This window comes from Pseudomonas fluvialis, from assembly GCF_002234375.1.
Classification (GTDB): Bacteria; Pseudomonadota; Gammaproteobacteria; order Pseudomonadales; family Pseudomonadaceae; genus Aquipseudomonas; species Aquipseudomonas fluvialis.
On record NZ_NMQV01000021.1, the window covers coordinates 63,529 to 77,552 of the forward strand.

At 66.2% G+C, this 14,024-nt stretch carries 16 protein-coding genes; 10 read left to right on the forward strand and 6 right to left on the reverse strand.

Translation table 11 applies throughout. From position 1 onward, the window contains the following. Positions 1–145: 145 nt before the first annotated feature. The 6 genes from exbB to CFY91_RS11465 all read left to right on the forward strand — a co-directional run bounded on the left by exbB (position 146) and on the right by CFY91_RS11465 (position 7,001). Positions 146–1,249, forward strand: a complete 1,104-nt coding sequence (gene exbB / locus CFY91_RS11440; protein ID WP_229727145.1) for a tonB-system energizer ExbB — start codon at positions 146–148, stop codon at positions 1,247–1,249. Between the two features lie 6 nt (positions 1,250–1,255). After that, positions 1,256–1,681, forward strand: coding sequence for a TonB system transport protein ExbD (gene exbD, locus CFY91_RS11445; RefSeq protein WP_093986501.1), 426 nt, complete (start codon positions 1,256–1,258; stop codon positions 1,679–1,681). Next, positions 1,678–2,451 carry an energy transducer TonB gene (locus tag CFY91_RS11450; RefSeq protein WP_093986502.1) on the forward strand — a complete coding sequence of 258 codons (774 nt, stop codon included), beginning with the start codon at positions 1,678–1,680 and terminating at the stop codon, positions 2,449–2,451. Before exbD ends, CFY91_RS11450 begins: the two co-directional genes overlap by 4 nt. A 74-nt stretch (positions 2,452–2,525) precedes the next feature. After that, entirely contained in the window at positions 2,526–3,452 is a 927-nt protein-coding gene (locus CFY91_RS11455) for a hydrogen peroxide-inducible genes activator (RefSeq protein WP_093986503.1), read from the forward strand. Next, a complete protein-coding gene (gene recG, locus CFY91_RS11460) occupies positions 3,449–5,524 on the forward strand; it encodes an ATP-dependent DNA helicase RecG (RefSeq protein ID WP_093986504.1) in 2,076 nt (691 codons plus the stop codon). Before CFY91_RS11455 ends, recG begins: the two co-directional genes overlap by 4 nt. 79 nt (positions 5,525–5,603) lie before the next feature. Beyond that, positions 5,604–7,001: an aminoacyl-tRNA deacylase and HDOD domain-containing protein gene (locus CFY91_RS11465; protein ID WP_093986505.1), complete on the forward strand. Its 1,398-nt coding sequence runs from the start codon at positions 5,604–5,606 to the stop codon at positions 6,999–7,001. Between the two features lie 28 nt (positions 7,002–7,029). Here the strand turns inward: CFY91_RS11465 and CFY91_RS11470 are convergent, their stop codons facing one another. The 5 genes from CFY91_RS11470 to CFY91_RS11490 all read right to left on the reverse strand — a co-directional run bounded on the left by CFY91_RS11470 (position 7,030) and on the right by CFY91_RS11490 (position 10,097). Next, positions 7,030–7,752, reverse strand: a complete 723-nt coding sequence (locus CFY91_RS11470) for a hypothetical protein (protein ID WP_093986506.1) — start codon at positions 7,750–7,752, stop codon at positions 7,030–7,032. Between the two features lie 25 nt (positions 7,753–7,777). After that, positions 7,778–8,170, reverse strand: a complete 393-nt coding sequence (locus tag CFY91_RS11475; RefSeq protein WP_093986555.1) for an SCP2 sterol-binding domain-containing protein — start codon at positions 8,168–8,170, stop codon at positions 7,778–7,780. A gap of 138 nt (positions 8,171–8,308) precedes the next feature. Beyond that, a complete protein-coding gene (locus CFY91_RS11480) occupies positions 8,309–8,581 on the reverse strand; it encodes an HU family DNA-binding protein (RefSeq protein ID WP_093986507.1) in 273 nt (90 codons plus the stop codon). A gap of 185 nt (positions 8,582–8,766) precedes the next feature. Beyond that, positions 8,767–9,933 (reverse strand): NAD(P)/FAD-dependent oxidoreductase, encoded by a 1,167-nt coding sequence (locus tag CFY91_RS11485; protein ID WP_093986508.1) that lies wholly within the window; start codon positions 9,931–9,933, stop codon positions 8,767–8,769. Beyond that, positions 9,930–10,097: a rubredoxin gene (locus CFY91_RS11490; RefSeq protein ID WP_093986509.1), complete on the reverse strand. Its 168-nt coding sequence runs from the start codon at positions 10,095–10,097 to the stop codon at positions 9,930–9,932. The genes CFY91_RS11485 and CFY91_RS11490 overlap by 4 nt, the downstream gene beginning before the upstream one ends. Before the next feature lie 147 nt (positions 10,098–10,244). Here CFY91_RS11490 and CFY91_RS11495 point away from each other — a divergent pair, with 147 nt between their 5' ends. Both CFY91_RS11495 and ubiA read left to right on the forward strand, forming a co-directional pair. After that, the gene (locus CFY91_RS11495; RefSeq protein ID WP_371870516.1) at positions 10,245–10,766 is read left to right on the forward strand and encodes a chorismate--pyruvate lyase family protein; all 522 of its coding nucleotides are present in this window, start codon (positions 10,245–10,247) and stop codon (positions 10,764–10,766) included. Positions 10,767–10,791: 25 nt separating this feature from the next. Beyond that, positions 10,792–11,697 (forward strand): 4-hydroxybenzoate octaprenyltransferase, encoded by a 906-nt coding sequence (gene ubiA / locus CFY91_RS11500; protein ID WP_093986510.1) that lies wholly within the window; start codon positions 10,792–10,794, stop codon positions 11,695–11,697. Positions 11,698–11,724: 27 nt separating this feature from the next. Here ubiA and znuA read toward each other — a convergent pair whose 3' ends face one another. Next, positions 11,725–12,693 carry a zinc ABC transporter substrate-binding protein ZnuA gene (znuA, locus tag CFY91_RS11505; RefSeq protein WP_371870515.1) on the reverse strand — a complete coding sequence of 323 codons (969 nt, stop codon included), beginning with the start codon at positions 12,691–12,693 and terminating at the stop codon, positions 11,725–11,727. Positions 12,694–12,761: 68 nt separating this feature from the next. On the opposite strand from znuA, the gene CFY91_RS11510 reads away from it, so the two are divergent. Together CFY91_RS11510 and znuC are read left to right on the forward strand one after the other, a co-directional pair. After that, entirely contained in the window at positions 12,762–13,268 is a 507-nt protein-coding gene (locus CFY91_RS11510) for a Fur family transcriptional regulator (protein ID WP_093986512.1), read from the forward strand. After that, positions 13,253–14,020: a zinc ABC transporter ATP-binding protein ZnuC gene (gene znuC / locus CFY91_RS11515; RefSeq protein WP_093986513.1), complete on the forward strand. Its 768-nt coding sequence runs from the start codon at positions 13,253–13,255 to the stop codon at positions 14,018–14,020. Before CFY91_RS11510 ends, znuC begins: the two co-directional genes overlap by 16 nt. Positions 14,021–14,024 lie beyond the last annotated feature (4 nt).

Sequence of the window (14,024 nt, forward strand, 5' to 3'; positions counted from 1 at the left end):
CGGCGGATTGTCCGGCTTACCCCGGGGCTGTGCAACAATGTTACATGGCAGCTTTATCAAACAAGAATTGTTTGCAATAATGCCGGCAATTTGTGTCGAGCTGCGGGCTCGCATGCGGTTTACCCTACTCTTTAGGTTCGGTGCTATGTCTTGCTCTTCCCTTCGTGTCACGCCCAATGCCCTGCTGCGCCTGGCTGCGCGGGTTACCCTGCTGCTGGGGCTGAGCCTGGGCGGCGTGTTGCAGGCCGAACCACTGGCCACGCCGTTGCCGGGTGCGCCCGTCCTGCAGGAAGCCGTCCCGGCAGCTACTAGCGCGGCGCCGACGCCGGGCGACGGCGTTGTAGCAGCACCCGTCGATGCGCAGCTGCAAGCGCTGCGCGAGCGCCTGCAGGCGTTGCCGGCGGAGGCCGATGAGAGCCAGCGCCTGGCGGCTCGCGAAGCCTTCTATGCCGAGCAGAATCTCACCGCCGAAGGGCGTGCCGAGCTCGAGGCCCGTGAGCAGGCAGCCCTGGCCGCCGAAGAGGCTGCGTTGGCCGGGCAACCGGTAGTCCACGACCTGTCGCCCATGGGCATGTACAACCAGGCCGATGTGGTGGTGAAGGGGGTAATGATCGGGCTGATCATCGCCTCGATCATCACCTGGACCATCTGGATCGGCAAAGGTATCGAGCTGCTGCTGGCCAAGCGCCGTCTGCACCGCGAGTTGCGCCAGCTCAAGGGCGCGCGGACCCTGCTGCAGGCTGCCGAGCAGGCGCGTGCCCAGCACAGCTTTAGCAGCTTGTTGATCGATGACGCCCGCGAAGAGCTGCAGCTTTCGGCCAACAGCCTGGATCGCGAAGCCATCAAGGAGCGTGTCAGCTTCCGCCTCGAGCGCCTGGTGGCAGCCAGTGGTCGCAAGATGAGTCAGGGCACCGGCGTACTGGCCACCATTGGTTCGACGGCGCCGTTCGTCGGGCTGTTCGGCACGGTATGGGGCATCATGAACAGCTTCATCGGCATCGCCAAATCGCAAACCACCAACCTCGCAGTGGTCGCTCCCGGCATTGCCGAGGCCCTGCTGGCCACGGCCCTGGGTCTGGTGGCAGCGATTCCTGCGGTGGTCATCTACAACGTATTTGCCCGTTCCATTGCCGGCTACAAGGCGCAGGTGGCGGATGCCTCGGCCCAGGTGTTGCTGCTGGTCAGTCGTGATCTCGACCCGCAAGCCAGCCCGGCCCAGGCCGAGCGCAAGATGGTCAAGGTAGGTTGAGCGCCGATGGGCATGCACCTCAACGAAGGCGGCGACGAGCTGCAGGAAAACCACGAGATCAACGTCACGCCCTTCATCGATGTGATGCTGGTGCTGTTGATCATCTTCATGGTGGCCGCGCCCCTGGCCACGGTAGACGTGAAGATCGACCTGCCGGCCTCCAGTGCGCAGCCTACGCCGCGTCCTGACAAACCGATCTACCTGAGCATCAAGGAAGACGGCAGTCTCTTTCTGGGTGACGAAGCCATACAGCTGGCTGCGCTGGGCCAGGCGTTGGACCAGGCCAGTGGCCGCGACAAGGACAAGACCATCTTCGTGCGCGGTGACAAGAGCGTTGAATACGCCGAGCTGATGCAGGTCATGGATGGTCTGCGTGCCGCGGGTTACCTCAAGGTTGGATTGGTCGGCCTGGAAACGGTTGGCGCGCAATGACCATGCGCGTGAGTTCACTGGCGCGCTGGGGGCTGGCGCTCTTGCTGGTGCTGGCACTGCACCTCGGGCTGTTGCTCTGGTCGTTGTACTGGAAGCCGCAGGCCATGCCCGCGCTGCTGGCACCACCGGCCATGCTGGTGGAGCTGGCGCCCTTGCCGGAGGTTGCGCCAGCACCTGCGCCAGCGCAAGCGGCACCGCCGCCTGAGCCGGAGCCGCAGGTCGAGCCCGAAGTGGTGCCAGAACCGCAGCCGCGCCTGGTCGAGGCCCCCAAGCCGAAGTTGGCGCTGGCCCCGCCCAAGCCAAAACCCAAGCCGCGTCCGCCCAAGGCCAAGCCACGCCCGCCCGAGCCCAAGCCCGTGCAGCCGCCCAGTCGGCAGGTTAGTGAAACCGTTAGCAGCGTGCCTAGCCAGGGTGAGCCGGCAGCTGTCCCGAGTCGTTCGCAGCAGGCTGCCGGCGGAGCGCCGAGCCGCGCGCAGATCAATTGGCAGGCGCGCTTGCTTAGTCACCTGGGACGCTACAAGCGTTACCCGGAAGATGCCCGGCGCCGGGGCATCGAGGGCGTCAACAAGCTGCGCTTCGTGGTCGATGCGCAGGGGCGCGTGCTGGACTTCGAACTGGTGGGCCGCTCCGGCAATGCCTCGCTGGATCGTGCGACCTTGCAGATGATTCGCCGTGCCCAGCCGCTACCCAAGCCGCCGCAGGATATGCTCAAGGATGGCCGCCTGGAGATCGTCGCGCCCTTCGTGTTTTCCCTGGATCGGCGCCGCTGAGTTTAGCGCGGCGTACTGGTTGGTTCCCTTGAAGACAGCGGCTATGCTTGGCCGCATCTCAATGGACACAGACTATGACCCTCACAGAACTGCGCTACATCGTTACCCTCGCCCAGGAACAGCATTTTGGTCGTGCCGCCGAGCGCTGCCATGTCAGCCAGCCGACCCTGTCGGTGGGGGTGAAGAAGCTGGAGGACGAGCTCGGCGTGCTGATCTTCGAGCGCAGCAAAAGCGCGGTGCGCCTGACGCCCGTTGGTGAAGGCATCGTCGCCCAGGCACAGAAGGTGCTCGAACAGGCCCAGGGCATCCGCGAGCTGGCCCAGGCGGGTAAGAACCAGCTGGCCGCGCCGCTCAAGGTGGGGGCTATCTACACCGTGGGGCCCTACCTGTTCCCGCACCTGATCCCGCAGCTGCACAAAGTGGCGCCTGATATGCCGCTGTATATCGAGGAGAATTTCACCCATGTGCTGCGTGACAAGCTGCGCACCGGGGAGCTCGATGCGATCATCATTGCCCTGCCGTTCCACGAGGCGGATGTGCTGACCAAGCCGTTGTATGACGAGCCGTTCTATGTGCTGATGCCGGCTGGCCATCCGTGGAGCGAGCTGCAGTCGATCGATGCCGGCCTGCTCAATGACAAGAGTCTGCTGTTGCTCGGCGAGGGACACTGCTTCCGTGATCAGGTCCTTGAGGCGTGCCCGACCACACGCAAGGCCGATGAGCAGCGCCACACCACCATCGAGTCGAGTTCGCTGGAAACCATCCGCCACATGGTGGCGTCCGGCCTGGGTATTTCCGTGCTGCCGCTGTCCGCCGTGGATAGCCACCACTATGCGCCGGGCGTCATCGATATTCGCCCGCTGACCCCGCCGGTGCCGTTCCGCACCGTGGCGATTGCCTGGCGTGCCAGCTTCCCGCGGCCCAACGCCATTGAAGTACTGGCTGATTCGATTCGTCTGTGCTCGGTGGGGCGTCCACCGCAGGCTGTCGCCAAGCCGTGAGCGAGCTGGCCCAGGTCAGCGTTACGGCGCTCAAGGGGGTGGGTGCGGCACTGGCGGAAAAGCTCGCCAAGGTCGGCCTGGAAACCCTGCAGGACGTGCTGTTCCACCTGCCGTTGCGCTATCAGGATCGTACGCGCATTACCCCGATCGGTGCGTTGCGGCCGGGGCAGGATGCGGTCGTCGAAGGCGTGGTGGCGGGTGCCGACGTGGTCATGGGGCGGCGGCGCAGCCTGCTGGTACGCCTGCAGGATGGCAGCGGTACGCTCAGCCTGCGTTTCTTCCATTTCAGCCAGGCGCAGAAGGATGCCCTCAAGCGCGGGACTGCGCTGCGCTGCTATGGCGAGGTGCGTCCCGGCGCCACCGGCCTGGAAATCTACCACCCGGAATACCGTGCGCAGAGCGGCGATGAGCCGGCTCCGGTAGAGCAGAGCCTGACGCCCATCTATCCGACGACCGAGGGGCTGACCCAGCAGCGCCTGCGCCAGCTCAGCCAGCAGGCCCTGGCACGCCTGGGCCCGCACAGCCTGCCGGACTGGCTGCCGGCGCAGCTGGCTGAACAGTATCGACTCGGGCCACTGGCCGAGGCCTTGCGCTATCTGCACCGGCCGCCGCCGGATGCCGACCTGGCGGAGCTGGCCGAGGGGCAGCACTGGGCGCAGCAGCGTCTGGCCTTCGAGGAGCTGCTCACCCATCAGCTGTCCCTGCAACGCCTGCGCCAGCAGGTGCGTGCCCAGCAGGCGCCGGCCCTGGCCAAGGCGCAGCGCCTGCCGCAGCAGTTTCTCGGCAACCTCGGCTTTACGCCTACCGGGGCGCAGCGCCGTGTGGCGGCGGAAATCGCCTATGACCTCAGCCAGAGCGAGCCGATGCTGCGTCTGGTGCAGGGCGATGTGGGCGCGGGAAAGACCGTGGTGGCGGCCCTGGCCGCCTTGCAGGCACTGGAAGCCGGTTACCAGGTGGCTTTGATGGCACCTACGGAAATCCTCGCCGAGCAGCACTTTCGCAACTTCACGCAGTGGCTGCAGCCACTCGGCATCGAGGTGGCCTGGCTGGCCGGCAAGCTCAAGGGCAAGGCCCGTGCGGCCGCGCTGGAACAGATTGCCGCCGGTTGCCCGATGGTGGTGGGCACCCATGCGTTGTTTCAGGAGGAAGTGCGCTTCGCCCGCCTGGCCCTGGTGATCATCGACGAGCAGCACCGCTTCGGCGTGCAGCAGCGCCTGGCCCTGCGCCAGAAGGGTGTCGACGGTCGGCTGTGCCCGCACCAGCTGATCATGACGGCCACGCCGATCCCGCGAACCCTGGCGATGAGCGCCTACGCCGACCTGGATACGTCGATTCTCGACGAGCTGCCGCCGGGACGCACGCCGGTCAATACCCTGGTGATCGCCGATAGCCGGCGTGCCGAGGTGATCGAACGGGTGCGCGCCGCCTGCCGCGAGGGCCGCCAGGCCTACTGGGTGTGCACGCTGATCGAGGAATCCGAGGAACTCACCTGCCAGGCCGCCGAGACCAGCTACGAGGAGCTCTCCGCGGCGCTCGGCGAGCTGCGCGTCGGGCTGATCCACGGGCGCATGAAGCCGGCCGAGAAGGCCGCGGTGATGGACCAGTTCAAGCGCGGCGAGCTGCAGCTGCTGGTGGCCACCACGGTGATCGAGGTCGGCGTCGACGTGCCCAACGCCAGCCTGATGATCATCGAGAACCCCGAGCGCCTGGGCCTGGCTCAGCTACATCAGCTGCGCGGACGGGTTGGTCGAGGGAGTGCCGCCAGCCACTGCGTACTGCTCTACCATGCGCCGCTGTCGCAGCTCGGCCGCGAACGTCTGGCGATCATGCGCGAGACGTGCGACGGCTTCATCATCGCCGAGAAAGACCTCGAACTGCGCGGTCCCGGCGAAATGCTCGGTACCCGGCAGACCGGCCTGCTGCAGTTCAAGGTGGCCGACCTGATGCGCGATGCCGACCTGTTGCCGGCGGTGCGTGACGCCGCGCAGGAGCTGTTGCAGCGCTGGCCGCAGCATGTCGCGCCGCTGCTTGAGCGTTGGCTGCGGCATGGTCAGCAATATGGCCAGGTGTGAACGGATGCGCAGCCGTGCATAGCAGCCTGCGCCGTGCTGGTTATACTGCAGGCATTTCCACCTGGCAGGACTTTGGGCGATGACCGAACCCGCAGAACACCCTACCCCGCGTGCGCCGCTGCTCATTGAACAGTTGCTCGGCAAACTGGGCGTACCTTTCCAGCTGGCCGACAGCACGTGCGTGCTGCCGGCGGTGAGCCGCCTGCAGGCGGTCTTGCTGGATGATGCGGTGGGGGCCTTGCTGGTGCTGTTCAGCCAGGACCAGTTGCTGGACCTCAAGCGCCTGGCCGAGCTCACCGGCCGGCAGTTGCAGGCGGTCAAGCCGGAACGCCTGGAACGCATGCTCGGCAAGCATCAGCTGCATACCCTGCCGGCGCTGCCGCCGCTGACCAGCTCGCCCTGTCTGTACGATGAACGCATTCTCCAGCAGCCCATGCTCTGGCTGGATTCGGGCGATCCGCAGGTGCTCCTGGGGATTGCCAGCAGCGATTTCCGCAGCCTGCTGGGCAAGGCCAGCGCGGCGCACTTCGCAGAGCCGCTGGCGGCGATCCAGCCGAACCTGCGGCGTCCCGAGGATGACCGCGCGGAGATCACCCTGGCGGTACACACCTTCACCGCGCGGCGCATCCAGCAGCGGCTGGAGGAAACCATCGAGATCCCCCCGCTACCGGAAACCGCGCAGAAGATCATCAAGCTGCGTGTCGACCCGAATGCCACGGTGGATGACATTACCGGTGTGGTGGAAACCGATCCGGCACTGGCTGCGCAGGTAGTCAGCTGGGCGGCGTCACCCTACTACGCGGCGCCGGGCAAGATCCGCTCCGTGGAAGATGCCATTGTCCGGGTGCTGGGCTTCGATCTGGTGATCAACCTGGCGCTGGGCCTGGCCTTGGGCAAGACCCTCAGCCTGCCCCGCGACCGTGCCCAGCACAGTACACCCTACTGGCAGCAGGCGATCTATACCGCCGCGGTCATCGAGGGGCTGACCCGCGCCATGCCCCGGGCCGAGCGGCCTGAGGCGGGCCTGGCCTACCTGGCGGGGCTGCTGCACAACTTCGGCTACCTGGTGCTGGCGCACATCTTCCCGCCGCATTTTTCGCTGATCTGCCGGCACCAGGAGGTCAATCCGCACCTTGGACACAGCCATATCGAGCAGCACCTGCTGGGGATTACCCGTGAGCAGATCGGCAGCTGGCTGATGCGTTTCTGGGATATGCCGGAGGAGCTGGCGGTTGCCCTGCGCTTCCAGGAAGACCCGGACTACGACGGCCCGCTGGCGGTGTATGCCAACCTGCTGTGCCTGACCCTGCGCCTGCTGCGCCAGCGGCAGATCGGCAGCGGCCCCAGTCAGGAGATTCCCGACAGCCTGCTGGCGCGCCTGCAGATCAGTCGCGACAAGGCCGAAGAAGCGTTGGACAAGGTGTTGGAAGCCGAGGCCGCGCTGCGTGAGCTGGCCGCTCAGTTCCAGGGGCACTGAGCGGCGCCTGGGCACCCGGGCGGGCAGTTCAGTGCAGCAGTTCGCTGCGTCGCTCGCGAAACAGCTGCAGCAGCTCTTCCTGGCTGGCCTGCAGCAGCGCTTGCAGCGGCGGTTGGCGATACAGGTCCAGATAGCTCTGTAGCTGCTCGCTGGGCATGCGCCGGTAGGCATACAGCATGAAGCCCTGCACCGCCTGTTGGCTGGCCTGTTGCAGGCGTTGCTGTTGTTCGACGGTGGCGCTGGCCAGTTGTTGCTCGTCGATGCTTTCGCCACGGCTGTGCACGGTCAGCCAGGCCTGGCTCTTGCCGATTTCATAGCGCAGCAGGCTGGCCAGCGCGCTGGTGTGCGCTGTTGCATCGAGTTGCTGGATCAGTTCGACCCGCGCGCCGAGCGGCGGTTGCTCGGCCAGGCGCTGGCGGTAGGCGGCCAGTTGCGGATCGCTGGCCGCGCTGCGTTCGGCTTCGCTGAAAAAGCGCGCCAGCTCGCCACCCAGCAGCACCTGAGCCTGCTCCTGTTGCTCGCGACTCAGCCGCTTGGCGAGGCGCTGCTGCAGGTCATGGCACAACCGCTCGCCGTCAAAGGCCTTGGCCAGGCCTGCTTGCTGTTCAGCGGGCATGCCCTGCTGGGCCAGTGCGCCAGTTTGCAGGCACAACTGCTGGATGCCGATCAGCTCCAGGCTGTCCTGCAGGGGCGTGGCGGCCTGGCTGGCCAGGCTGCACAACAGCAGGGCGAAAAGGCTGATCAGGCGCATGACAGGCATCCTTGTGCCGCAAGGCTCAGGCGGCCTTGCTGGCCGGCTTGGACTTTTTCGGGGCGAGGTACTTGGTCAGGCCCTGGAACCACATGACCAGGGCCGGGTTGCCCTGGATCTGGATGTCCTTGTTCTGGATGCCCTGCATGAAGGCCAGTTGCTTGTTCTTGGCGGTCATGGTGGCGAAGCCGTAGGCACTGTCCTTGAAACCCAGGGCAAAGGCGGGCGCCTCGACACGACCGGACTTGCTGGTGATGCGCTGCTGGCTGACGATGAAGTGACGGGCGACCTTGCCGTCCAGGGTGTGCAGCTGGAAGACCAGTTCCTTGCCGTCGAGTTGCTTCTGGAAGTCGGGATTGCTGCGGCTGGCTTTGGCCATCAGGCGGCCCATCATCCACAGGAGAAAACGGAATTTCATGCGCGAGGCCTCGGCGGTTGGATACAAATGGCCGCGCATTGTAGTGTTTTTCGCCGCAGACTACAGCTGCTTTGCCGGTTGCCGGCGCCACCCTGTGACGCCGGTCAGGCTCTGGGGACATCCTTGTCCCCGCAGGACTCAGTTGACCGCGTCCTTGAGGGCCTTGCCCGGCTTGAAGGCGACGGTATTACTGGCCTTGATGGTAACCGGCTGGCCGGTTTGCGGGTTTTTCCCGGTGCGTGCGCCGCGATGGCGCTGAACGAAAGTGCCGAAGCCAACCAGGGTCACGCTGTCCTTGCGGTTCAGGGCGTTGCTGATTTCTTCGAGCAGGGCGTTGAGTACGCGATTGGCCTGGTCCTTGGTGAGGTCGGCTTTTTCCGCGATAGCGGCGGCAAGTTCGGGTTTACGCATAAATGCCTCTTTGACGGTTTGTTGTTGTTGTGTCCGTGCTGACCGGGGCTGACCCCGATCCCGCGGCAACCGCTCTGCGCGGCGGTAGACCGACGGGAGAATGGCATGCTGGCCTAGGCTGCGCCAGTCTTGTCAGACAGTTTGTCGGCAGCTTAGCCGGGCATATTGGCCATAAGCCACGCTGTTCACGCCAAAAGCGCGGGTAGTTCTCGATTCAGCGCCAGTTTGTCCTGCACCGCGCTGCCGCACAGTGCATAGCCGAGCAGGCGCCCATCACGGCTGCGGTATTCGCCGCGCAGGTCAGGCGCCTGGCCGGTGAACTGCCATTGGCCGGGCTGTTCGCCGGACGGCGGGGCGACCAGCAGGGGGCACGCCGGTGTCTTCACGGTGATCGGCATGGCTCCGTAGCTGACCTGTGTCGGCTCGCCGGCCAGGGTGCGCGCCAGGGCGCGTGCCGCGGCCATCAGTGGCATGACGTAGAGCAGGCTGTGGCCGGCCACCTCGGCACAGTCGCCGAGGGCGTAGATATGTGGCTGCGAACTATGCAGCAGGCGGTCGACCTGAATGCCGCGGCCCACGGCCAGGCCTGCCTGGCTGGCCAGTCGGGTACGTGGGCGCAGGCCGATGGCTGCGAGGAGCAGGTCGGCATGCAGTTGCCGGCCATCATCCAGGCTGGCGCACAGGCCGCTGCGGGCGTGCTCCAGGCGTACCAGTTGACGTCCTAGGTGGAACTCGGCGCCGGCTGCCGCCAGGGCCTCCTGCACGCAGCTGGCGCTGGGCGCGGGCAGCAGGCCGGGCATGACCTGCGGGGCGGGCGCCACCAGGCAGGGCTGGTAGCCGCCGAGCAGCAGGTCGTTGGCAAATTCGCAGCCGATCAGTCCGGCGCCGAGGATCAGCACCCGCTGCTTGCCGTGCAGGGCCTGGCGAAAGCGTGCGTAGTCCTGCAGGTCGTTGACCGTGAACAGGCAATCGGCGGCATCGCCCGGCAGGTCGGGCCGGAGTGCCTCGGCGCCACAGGCCAGCACCAGGTCACGGTAGGTCAGGCACTCGTTGCCCAGCCACAACTGGCGCTGGGCCGGGTCGATGGCCGTGACCTGTGTATGGCTGCGAATTTGTGCCTTGAGTTGCTCGGCCATCGCGCCGGCCTCGGCCTGCACCAGTTGTTCGGCGCTTTTGTCCTTGGCCAGTCCGGTGGACAGCATGGGCTTGGCGTAGGCGCGGGCGTCATCCTGGCTGATGATCAGCAAGGGTGTCTGGCTGTCCAGCTTGCGCCATTCGCGGGCCAGCTGGTAGCCCGCCAGGCCGCTGCCGACAATCACCAGCGGGGCATGCGCGGGCCCTGTTGCCGTCATGACAGCAGGACCATCTCAAAGTCATCCTTGCTCACGCCGCAGTCGGGGCACAGCCAGTCTGCCGGGACATCTTCCCAGCGGGTACCCGGGGCGATGCCGTCATCCGGCCAGCCCAGGCGTTCGTCGTAGATCAGGCCACACACTATGCATTGCCATTGTTTCATGCCGGGCAGTCTCATCGGGGGGAGGTGCTGTCGTTTGTACTGCGTGTGTCGCCTGCCGGCAATAGCCGGCACGCACAGGGGGGCGGGCGCGATGGTAAGCTTGCCGCGCTTTTAGCTGCGGAATGAGTTGCCGTGTCCGATACGCCGATTGCCACGCCGGCCTGGCTGAGTGTGGCGCACATGCCTGCCGAGCTGCCGGCCAGCTGGCGCGACTGGCTGTTTTCCTGTGATTCGCTGACCCGTCGGTTGAGCGCATTGGCGGGCGGTCAGTTCAGCGTGCAGCCGCTCCAGGAAGGTTGGCAGAGCCTGCGCGCCGATGAGTGCCGGGCGTTGGGCTTGCCACCTGCGGCACGCGGCTGGGTGCGTGAGGTGTACCTGCGTGGGGCGGGCCAGGCCTGGGTGTTTGCCCGCAGTGTGGCCGCGCACAGCCAGGGCGAAGGGCTCGACCTGGCCCAACTGGGCTGTCGCTCGCTGGGCGAGTTGCTGTTCAGCGATCAGGCCTTCCAGCGCGGTGCCATCGAAGCCTGTCGCTATCCGTCGGCCTGGTTGCCGCCGGCCATGCAGGCCGATGGGCTGTGGGCGCGGCGCTCCTGCTTCAGCCGCGGAGCCTTGCAGGTGCTGGTGGCCGAGGTGTTCCTGCCGCGCTTCTGGCAGGATGCCGGCCTATAATCGCCGCCTCGCCCGGAGAACGCGCATGTATCTGAAGCTGCTGCAATCGCTCAATCGCCTGCACCCGCGGGCTTTCGACTTTATCCAGTTGATGCGCCTGGATCGCCCGATTGGCATCTACCTGCTGCTCTGGCCGACCCTCTGGGCGCTGTGGGTGGCGGCCGAGGGTGTGCCCAGCTGGGGCAATCTGCTGATTTTCGTCAGCGGCGTGGTATTGATGCGCTCGGCGGGTTGCGTGATCAACGACTATGCCGACCGGCACTTCGACGGGCATGTCACGCGTACTCACCAGCGCCCGCTGGTGCGTGGGCGGGTCAGCGAGCGCGAGGCGCTGGGCCTGTTCGCCGGGCTGTTGCTGCTCAGCCTGCTGCTGGTGCTGTGCACCAACCTGGCGACCCTCTACCTGTCGTTTGGCGCGCTGGCCCTGGCGGCCTGCTACCCCTTCATGAAACGCCATACCTACTACCCGCAGGTGGTGCTGGGGGCGGCCTATTCCTGGGGCATTCCCATGGCGTTCATGGCCGAAACCGGCGAGGTGCCGCTGGCGGCCTGGCTGTTGTACTTCGCCAACCTGCTGTGGACGGTGGCCTACGACACCTACTATGCGATGACCGACCGCGAGGACGACCTGCAGATTGGCGTGAAGTCCACGGCCATCCTGTTCGGCGATGCCGACCGCGCGATCATCCTTACCCTGCAGGGGTTGGCGCTGTTCTGCCTGTTGCTGGCCGGGGCACAGTTCAAGCTCGGCCTGGCTTTTCATGGCGGCTTGCTGGTGGCGGCGTTGTGTTTTGCCTGGGAGTTCTGGCAGACCCGCTCGCGCGAACCGCAGGCCTGTTTTCAGGCGTTTCTGCACAACCACTGGGCCGGACTGGCGATTCTCCTGGGGCTGGTCGCGGACTATGCGGGACGGGTGCCGGCGGCGGGTTAGCCGGTGCGTGCTGCTGGCGGCGTCGGCTTACAGTTGCTCCAGGCAGCCGGCCAGGTTGTCGGCGAGGTTTTCCAGCAGGCGCGGATAGCCCTCGGCATCGGCGGCCAGCGCATAGCCCAGGGCGTCCAGTTCGGCCATGCGTACCGGCAGGCCGTCGCCGAGGGTTTGTAGCAGGCGCGGGCGCAGCGGCGGTTCGCTGAACAGGCAGCTGGGGCCGGTGCTCTGCAGTTGCTGGCGGATCAGTGCGACATGCCGGGCGCCGGGCTGCACTTCGCCGAGCAGGTTGAATACCCCGCGATGTTGCAGGCCATAGGCCTGTTCGAAGTAGTCGAACGCCTGGTGGAAGACGAAGAACGGCTTGCCCTGCAGCGGCGCCAGGCGTGCCTGCAGGTGCTGGTCGAGTGTGCTCAGGCGTTGCGCGAAGGCGTCGGCATTCGCCTGGTAGCGTGCGGCCTGTTGCGGGTCCAGCGCGGCTAGGTCGCTGGCCATGCGCTGGGCGATGCGCTGGGCATTGGCCGGCAACAGCCAGAGGTGGGCGTCCAGGGTGCCGGGCTGATGCTGGTGATCATGTTCGTCGTGGGCAGACTCATGCTGGTCATGGTCATGGTCATGGTCATGGTCATGGTCATGGTCATGGTCATGGTCAGCGGGACGGGCAGGCTCGCCAAAGTGGCGCAGCTGCAGGCCATCGAGCTGTTGTACGGCCAGTGTCGTGGCCGTGCGACTGGCCAGCGGCTTGGCGAGGAAGCCTTCCAGGTCCGGGCCGATCCAGTAGAACAGCTCGGCCTGCTGCAGCTTGCGCATGTCCGAGGGGCGCAGGGCAAAGTGGTGCGGCGAGGCGCCCGGCGGCAGCAGCACCTCGGGCTGCCCGAGGCCGTCCTGTACGGCGGCGGCAATCAGCTGCAGTGGCTTGATGCTGGTCAGTACGCGCACGTCAGCCAGTGCCTGGCTGCTGGCGAAAAGGAGGGCGGCAAGGGCAAGGAAGCAACGCACGATGGCAACACCTGGGCTGTAAAGCGTAATAGAATAACGTCTCTTCGCCATTGCCGTCGCCCCCATCGCCCATGACTGCTTCTGCCCATCCCGAGCTGGCTTGCCAGCCGCATGACCATAGCCATTGTGTCAGCCACGCGCTTGAGCAGGCCGAGCAGCTCTGCCTGCAGCAGGGGGTGCGCCTGACTACCCTGCGCAAGCGTGTGCTGGAGCTGGTCTGGCAAAGCCACCGGCCGTTGGGCGCCTATGACATCCTCGGCGTGCTCAGTGAAGTGGACGGCCGGCGTGCTGCACCGCCGACCGTCTACCGGGCGCTGGACTTTCTGCTGGAACACGGCCTGGTGCACCGCATTGCTTCGCTGAATGCCTTTGTCGGCTGCAGCCATCCCGGGCATGTGCATCAGGGGCAGTTCCTCATTTGCCGGCAGTGCCATGCCGCCATCGAGCTGCAGCAACCCGCGATCAGCCAGGCGATCGTCAGCAGTGCGGCGGCCCTGGGCTTTGCCGTGGAGGGGCAGACCGTCGAGGTGCTGGGGCGTTGTCGGGCCTGTCAGGAGTCGCCATGTCCGACAGCCTGATTCGTTTGCATGATGTCACCGTGCAGTTTGCCGGCCAGGCGGTGCTGGAGGGCGTCAACCTGGATCTGCAGGCCGGGGAGATCGTCACCCTGATCGGCCCCAACGGTGCCGGCAAGACCACCCTGGTGCGCGTCGTGCTGGGGCTGTTGCGGCCCAGCCAGGGCAGCGTCTGGCGCCAGTCGCGCCTGCGTATTGGCTATATGCCGCAAAAACTCTCGGTGGAGGCGACCCTGCCGCTCAGCGTGCTGCGCTTCCTGCGCCTGGTGGCCGGGGTCGGTCGTGCCGAGGCCGAGGCGGCGCTGGCCGAGGTAGGTGCCGAGCAGGTACTCAACAGCCCGCTGCAGGCCATCTCCGGCGGGGAGCTGCAGCGCGTGCTGCTGGCCCGCGCACTGCTGCGCAAGCCGCAGCTGCTGGTGCTCGACGAGCCGGTGCAGGGCGTCGATGTGGCAGGCCAGGCCGAGCTGTACCGGCTGATCGGCCGCCTGCGCGAACGCTACGGCTGCGGCGTATTGATGGTCTCGCATGACCTGCATCTGGTGATGAGTGCCACTGACCAGGTGATCTGCCTGAACCGGCATGTCTGCTGCTCCGGGCATCCCGAGCAGGTTGGCGCCGACCCGGCCTTTCACGCGCTGTTTGGCCAGGATGCGCGCAGCCTGGCGGTCTACCAGCATCACCATGACCACCAGCACGACCTGCATGGCGGCGTGGTGCTCACCCCCCATGTTCACGGCCCCCACTGCAAGCACTGATGAC